Below are 4,370 nucleotides of genomic sequence, written 5' to 3' on the forward strand. Positions count from 1 at the left end.
GGCAGCAGCGCCTCGCCCTCGATCTCCACCTGCGCGGCCGGATCGATCAGGCCCGAGACCTGCACCAGGGTCATGGCCGGGAAGTGCTTGCCCAGGGTCTCGCCCCAGGCCTTGCCCACCGCTGCGCCGGCGCGGTTGAAGGCGCCGATGTCGGTGACATAGGCGCGCAGCATGATCAGGTGCTCGGGGCGACCGCCGGCCGCACGCAGCACCGTCACCAGATTGGCCAGGGCGCGCGCCCACTGGGTGCCCATGTCGGCATCGGCGGCCACGCCGCGCTCACCCGGCAGCACGCCCACCTGACCGGCGATGCGCACCTGGGTGGCGCCGCGCGCCACCACCGCATGGGAGAAGCCGCGCGGGCGCGGCCAGCCCTCGGGCAGAACGGTCTGATAGGCGATGTCGCTCATGCTCGGCTCCGGGTGGGTGGCAGAGCCGGCCCGGAAGGGCCCGCCCTGCGATCAGCTGATGCGATGCGATGCGGTGCGGTGCGGCGCAGGCTCAGCGCGGCGCCATGCGGATGGCGCCGTCGAGCCGGATGCACTGGCCATTGAAGTAGGAGTTGCGCGCGAGCTCCAGCGCCAGGCTGCCGAACTCCTCGGGCTTGCCCAGCCGCTTGGGGAAGGGCACCGAGGCGCTGAGGCTGTCGAGCACATTCTGCGCGGCGCCGAGCATGAGCGGCGTGGCGAAGATGCCGGGCATGATCGAGTTGACGCGGATGCCCAGATCGGAGAGGTCTCGGGCCATGGGCAGCACCAGGCCGTTGACGCCGGCCTTGGCCGAGCCATAGATCACCTGGCCGATCTGGCCATCCTGCGCGGCCACCGAGGCGGTGAGCACGATGCAGCCGCGCTCGCCGTCTTCCAGCGGGGGCAGCGTGGCCATGCCTTCGGCGGCATGCGAGGCAAGCCGGTAGCTGGCCACCAGCGTGCCCTGCACGCCGGCTTCATAGTCGGCGGTGGACAGGCGCTTGAGCTTGCCTGCGGCCTTGTCGAAGGCGAGGGTCTTGCCGCGGCGCGAGGTCATGGCGCAGTGAATGAGCACGCGCTCCTGGCCGATGGCCGCGCGCGCCTTGGCATAGCCGGCCACCACGCTGTCCTCGTCGTTGATGTCCACGCGGCAGAACACGCCACCCACCGCCTTGGCCACCTCTTCGCCCTTGGCCTCGTTGACATCGAAGATGGCCACCTTGGCGCCGGCCGCTGCCAGCGCCATGGCCGCGGCGCGGCCCAGACCCGAGGCGCCGCCGGTGACGACGACGCTGGTGCTTGAATCGATGATCATGTGTGGCTCCTCTGCCCCTGGGGCTGTGGTTTGAATGGGTGACCGGGCCGCCCGCGGCGGGCGCGATGCCCGATTCTATCGGCGCACGCCGGACCCAAGCGGGCGCGCCGCGGAGCGGGGTTCCGGCAACCGCGGGATTGGCCGGACGCTCTGAGCGTCACCGAGCCCCTGAGCGATGAAGGTCAGCACCAGGGCATTGAGGGACACGCCCTCCGCACGAGCGCGCCTAGGCCGGGAGCCCTACCGCCCCTCCCCCGCCCTCACCACCTCGGCCGGCGCCACGGCCGGCACCACCGGGGTGAGACCCTCGAGCACCGCTGCCGGCAGCTGCTCGGCGAGCTGCGCCACGGTGAAGAGCGAGCCGTCATTGCCGAGGGTCTTGAACGCTTCGCCGTACCAGTAGGTGTGGATGCGGCCCTTCTCCACATGGAACACATGGCCGTTGATGGCGTGCGCGCCCTCGGTGCACAGATAGCCCACCAGCGGCGCGATGTGCTCGGGGCCGCGGCCGACGAAGAAGCGGTCGTACTGCTCCTGGGTGATGAGGCCGGACTCGAGCTTGCGCTTCTGGTTGGCGATCACGGCCTCGGTCATCATCATGCGGGTGTCGGCCGCCGGGCACAGCGCGTTGCAGGTGATGCCGAAGCGCGCGGTCTCCTTCGCGATGGAGCGCGTGAGGCCGATGATGCCGGCCTTGGCCGCACTGTAGTTGCACTGGCCGAGCGAGCCCTTGAAGGCATCCGACGAGAAGTTGACGATGCGCCCGTAGCCCTCGCGCCGCATGTACTTGATGGCGTGATGCGACATCGCCCAGTGGCCCTTCAGGTGCACGCTGATGACCGCGTCGAAGTCGTCCTCGGTCATGTTCCAGATCATCCGCTCGCGCAGCATGCCGGCCACATTCACCAGGATGTCGATGCCGCCGAAGCTCTCGACGCACTGGGCGACCATGCGGCCGGCCTTCTGGTAGTCGGCCACGCTGTCGTGGTTGGCCGCCGCGGTGCCGCCAGCCGCGCGGATCTGCGCCACCACCTCGTCGGCCGGGCGCTCGTCGGTGGGCTCGCCGCTGCGTCCCACGCCGGTGTCGTTGACCACCACGCGCGCGCCCTCGCGCGCGAGCAGCAGGGCCACCTCGCGGCCGATGCCGCGGCCGGCGCCGGTGACGATGGCCGATCTTCCTTCCAGGTGCATGGGAGTTCTCCGATTGGGGGTCTGAAGGCGGTCGCGCAGCGGCGCCCGGCAGTGCGAGGCCGGCTCAGCCCAGCAGGCCGCGCTGCGCGGCCAGGCGCAGGCTGGTTGCCACATCGATGACAAGCGGGCCGTCGCGGCGCACGCACACGGTGGCCTGCTCGCCCGCGGCAAGTTCGCGCAGCCGGTCGCCATCGAAGGCCACCACGCCCGGCCCGGTGAAGACCACCGGCTCGCCCAGCGCCAGCGCCTGCCAGCGGCTCACCCGCACCTCGCCGAAGAGGCCGGGCGAGATTGGCGCGCGCAGCGCCCGGCCCGAGCCGAGTTCCACCGCAAGACCAAGATCATCGGCAAAACCCACCGGTTGCAGGAAGCCGCCGATCGGCGACATGCCTACCGACGCGGGCTCGGCGCGGGTAAGCACCAGCGCTGCCAGCCGCGCCGGATCGAAGGGCAGCAGATTGCCGGGATGGTCATCGCGCAGCAGCACCGCATCGATCACGCCGAGGTCCTGCCAGTGATCGGCGCTCACATGGACCAGCTTGCAGCGCGCGCCCGCCTCCTGCGGCGCAAGGCGGCCGCTGGCCACCAGGCCCGCCGCCAGACCCGCGCTGGTGGCCTCGACCATCACCGGGAACACATTGTTGGTGCCGGTGGACAGCGGCACCAGCGGCACATCGGGCCAGGCGCTGGCAATCAGGCGGTTGGTGCCGTCACCGCCCAGCGAGACCATGGCCGTGCAGCCGGCCTCGCGCGCGGCGCGCACCGCGGCCAGGGTATCGGCCGGGCCATGGGTGAGGCCGACATCGAGCACCCGCACCCGTGCGCGCATCGGCAACCGTTCCAGTGCCCCTTCCGAGATGCGGTAGGGCTCCTTGAGCACCAGGATCTCGTCCACGCCCATCGCATCGAGCCCGGTGGCGATGCGCGCGACCAGGTCGCGCTTGAGCTCATGGGTGGTGGTGCTGGCGCGCGCGGCCAGCCGCCGGACATCGCGGCCCGACATGGGATTGGCGATGATCGCGGCCCGACCGGGCATGGCGGGCAGCGCGCCGGGCTCAGCCCTGCGCGAGCTTGTCCTGGGTGCGGGTGTCGAAGTCGCTGGCGTCGTGCCGCTCGTGCAGCTGACTGGCCGGATCGCCCATCACCCGGTTGACCATGCGCCCGCGCTTGACCGCGGGGCGTTGCGCGACAGCGTCGGTCCAGCGCTGCACATGCCGGTACTCGTCCACCTGCAGGAACTCGCCGGCGCCGTAGAGCAGACCCTTGGCGAGCGCGCCGTACCAGGGCCAGATGGCGATGTCGGCGATGGTGTAGTCGTCGCCCGCCATGTAGGCGTTCTCGGCGAGGTGGCGGTCGAGCACATCGAGCTGGCGCTTGGTCTCCATCGCGAAGCGGTCGATGGCGTACTCGATCTTGGTGGGCGCGTACGCGTAGAAGTGACCGAAGCCGCCGCCGAGGTAGGGCGCGCTGCCCATCTGCCAGAACAGCCACGACAGGCAGGCGGCACGGGCCTCGCCCTGCGCCGGCAGGAAGGCGCCGAACTTCTCGGCCAGGTGCATGAGGATGGCGCCCGACTCGAACACGCGGATGGGCTTGGGCCCGCTGCGATCGACCAGCGCCGGGATCTTGGAGTTGGGGTTGGCGGCCACAAAGCCGCTGCCGAATTGCTGGCCCTCATTGATGCGGATGAGCCAGGCGTCGTACTCGGCGCCGGTGTGGCCAGCGGCCAGGAGCTCCTCGAACATCACCGTGACCTTCACGCCGTTGGGCGTGCCCAGCGAGTAGAGCTGGAAGGGATGCCGACCCACTGGCAGTTCATGGTCATGCGTGGGCCCGGCGATCGGCCGGTTGATGTTGGCAAAGCGCCCGCCGCTGGCCTTGTTCCAGGTCCAGAC

At 70.7% G+C, this 4,370-nt stretch carries 5 protein-coding genes; all 5 read right to left on the reverse strand.

The window, feature by feature from the left end:
* Nucleotides 1-410, reverse strand: a 410-nt coding sequence (locus AC2H6A_RS18190) for a RidA family protein (protein ID WP_484275132.1), incomplete at its 3' end; no start/stop codon positions are given.
* A 91-nt stretch (nt 411-501) separates the two neighbouring features.
* Nucleotides 502-1,284 carry an SDR family oxidoreductase gene (locus tag AC2H6A_RS18195; protein WP_484275133.1) on the reverse strand — a complete coding sequence of 261 codons (783 nt, stop codon included), beginning with the start codon at nt 1,282-1,284 and terminating at the stop codon, nt 502-504.
* A gap of 240 nt (nt 1,285-1,524) precedes the next feature.
* Nucleotides 1,525-2,475, reverse strand: a complete 951-nt coding sequence (locus tag AC2H6A_RS18200; RefSeq protein WP_484275134.1) for an SDR family NAD(P)-dependent oxidoreductase — start codon at nt 2,473-2,475, stop codon at nt 1,525-1,527.
* A 64-nt stretch (nt 2,476-2,539) separates the two neighbouring features.
* Entirely contained in the window at nt 2,540-3,511 is a 972-nt protein-coding gene (locus AC2H6A_RS18205; RefSeq protein ID WP_484275135.1) for an NAD(+)/NADH kinase, read from the reverse strand.
* A gap of 19 nt (nt 3,512-3,530) precedes the next feature.
* A partial coding sequence (gene yghU, locus AC2H6A_RS18210) for a glutathione-dependent disulfide-bond oxidoreductase (protein WP_484275136.1) occupies nt 3,531-4,370 on the reverse strand: 840 nt, incomplete at its 5' end.

It is taken from the genome of Quisquiliibacterium sp., from assembly GCF_982640115.1.